Here is a 2294-nt window from a genome sequence, read left to right on the forward strand (position 1 = left end):
TCAATGCCACATTTTAACCAATTCGCCTCATCTAAGCGCAGCATCAATCCGGCTTGATCGTACAAATCTCGATACTCACCGCTAACTTTCACCTCAACCATGAAGTCTTTGTTCGCTTGCTGATGAAAAAAGTGACCGTTATCTCGAATGAAGCCGTAGTGAGTCTCTCGCCAAAAATCAGTTTTTCCAGCGGAAGTGATAGTAATTGTATTGCCTTGGACGTTCCAAATCGGCGGTTCGTTATACCATTCCATCGCCATTCTTTTCTAAATTTATACTGGTTCTTGGTCGAATCTCCGCATTAACTCAAGCAAAGCTTTCCGATCGGGTTTTTGTCCGTCTTTCATCAGTTCAGCCAGCCCCTCAAAATACTTTTCGCGTTCCCCTCCCGGACAAAACATTATTAACAGCTTTGCTGGCTTTGTGCTGCGGTTAGCGAACCCGTGAGGTGTACCGCGAGGGACAAGTACAAATGCCCCTGGTTGTCCTTGTACTGTTCTATCCCCGACGAGGATTTCCACTTCTCCTTCTAGGACATAAAACATCTCCTCCATCTGACGATGGATATGTGGTTGCGCCCCCGTTCCATCTGGTTCTAGGCTAAACTCAAACAGCCCTAAGTTTCCGTGAGTATCGGCACCAACTGCTTTAAATGTAGCTTCGCTGTTACCAATAGTAAGGTGCCTGCCTTCTCCAGGCGCTAGTACAATTTCTTGTATCGGTAAAGTCATTTAATTATCCTGATTGATCGCTATAGCGAACCATTTATCTTGCCATTGAAGCCATATACTTGACGGCTACCAACAAATGGCACTAATTCTACTTCTTTTTCATCTCCAGGTTCAAAGCGTACCGCCGTGCCTGCTGGAATATTCAGGCGCATTCCCTTTGCTTGTTCTCTATCAAAATCTAAAGATTCGTTCACCTCATAGAAGTGGAAATGAGAACCAACTTGAATCGGGCGATCGCCTGTATTTGCTACTTGCACTTTTAGACTAGGGCGACCCACATTGAGTTCTATTTCCCCACCTTGTACAATTATTTCTCCAGGAATCATTTCAACTTCCTCTTTTAGTTTTTTATAAGAATGGCTAACTACTGTATAAATTCAACCATAGGAACCGGATCGGTGTCGTAAAAAGCTGAGTATAATTCGCTCCGTAAATTGCTCATAGTTACCTTATTTTTGTAAGATTATGTCTGATAATCCATTTGCTGACGGATTTTCTCTTTAATCTCGTATCCGGCGAACTTTTCACAAAGATATAAACCTAAATCAATTGCCGAAGTAACTCCTCTGGCGGTAATTACGTCACCTTCATCAACAACTCTTTTGTTTACGACAGACTTACAATATTTTTGAAGGTCTTGGAAAGCATTGGGATGGGTTGTTGCTGTTTTCCCTTGTAAAAATCCCGCTGCGCCGAGTAGTAAAGAACCCGTACACACAGAAACTTTGAACTTGCAAGTTGCTGAGGTTTTCAGCCATGTCATTAACTCAGGATCGTCAACTAAGTTTCGGGTGCCAATTCCACCGGGTACGATAATCATGTCGTAGGGTTGGAGAGATTCACCTACTTTATTCGGAGGGAAACGAAGTCCAGCGTTATCGCTGACTTCTGGAGAATGGGCACAAATATCCCATTCCAAATCGGCTATAAAATTCATTGTCTTGAGACGAGTAACTGGATCGTAAACTCCAATAAAATCTAAAGCGGTCATTCCCGTGTAAATGATAAATGCAACATTCATAAATAATCCTCCAAGTTACGAGATTACCTAACGAATTGGGTTGTGAACTGTAACCAATTTTGTACCATCGGTAAATGTAGCTTCTACCTGCACTTCATGAATCATTTCTGGCACACCTTCCATTACTTCTTCCCGTGACAGTAGTGTTGTCCCATAACTCATTAAATCGGCAACGGTGCGTCCATCTCTAGCGCCTTCCAGAATGCCAGCAGAAATATAAGCGATCGCTTCGGGGTAATTTAGCTTTAAACCTCTTTCCTTGCGGCGTTCCGCTAATAGTGCCGCCGTAAAAATCAACAGCTTATCTTTTTCCTGTGGCGTCAGTTGCATTGATAACCTCTTACACTTCTTCGTGTTCTCCGTGTCTTCTGCGATTCGCTCAAATTTGCCAAACTCTTGGTGGACAAGCAGGGCGTTCTAAAAAGTGCGATCGCAGCAAATTCCAAATATCTATAAACCAGTTTCGCACCTGGGAAGTAGAAGAACCGCGATAGCGACACAATAGCCCAGCAGGAAGACGAGTAATGCCTGCTTGGTGAAGA

5 protein-coding genes and 1 pseudogene are annotated in these 2294 nt (G+C 43.3%); all 6 read right to left on the bottom strand.

All coding sequences use genetic code 11. From position 1 onward, the window contains the following. Window positions 1-254: DUF1349 domain-containing protein (locus H6F50_RS13990; protein WP_190429160.1), on the bottom strand; the 254-nt coding region annotated here is incomplete at its 3' end. 18 nt (window positions 255-272) lie between these two features. Further along, window positions 273-731: a cupin domain-containing protein gene (locus H6F50_RS13995; protein WP_190429161.1), complete on the bottom strand. Its 459-nt coding sequence runs from the start codon at window positions 729-731 to the stop codon at window positions 273-275. 20 nt (window positions 732-751) lie between these two features. Continuing rightward, a complete protein-coding gene (locus H6F50_RS14000; protein ID WP_190429162.1) occupies window positions 752-1057 on the bottom strand; it encodes an urease subunit beta in 306 nt (101 codons plus the stop codon). A 137-nt stretch (window positions 1058-1194) separates the two neighbouring features. Then, the gene (locus H6F50_RS14005; RefSeq protein WP_190429163.1) at window positions 1195-1752 is read right to left on the bottom strand and encodes a DJ-1/PfpI family protein; all 558 of its coding nucleotides are present in this window, start codon (window positions 1750-1752) and stop codon (window positions 1195-1197) included. Window positions 1753-1779: 27 nt separating this feature from the next. Further along, a complete protein-coding gene (gene ureA / locus H6F50_RS14010; protein WP_190429164.1) occupies window positions 1780-2082 on the bottom strand; it encodes an urease subunit gamma in 303 nt (100 codons plus the stop codon). Window positions 2083-2131: 49 nt separating this feature from the next. Further along, a pseudogene (locus H6F50_RS27965) lies at window positions 2132-2294 on the bottom strand (urease accessory protein UreD); the annotation flags it as partial.

This window comes from Coleofasciculus sp. FACHB-712 (assembly GCF_014695635.1).
Lineage (GTDB): Bacteria > Cyanobacteriota > Cyanobacteriia > Cyanobacteriales > FACHB-T130 > FACHB-T130.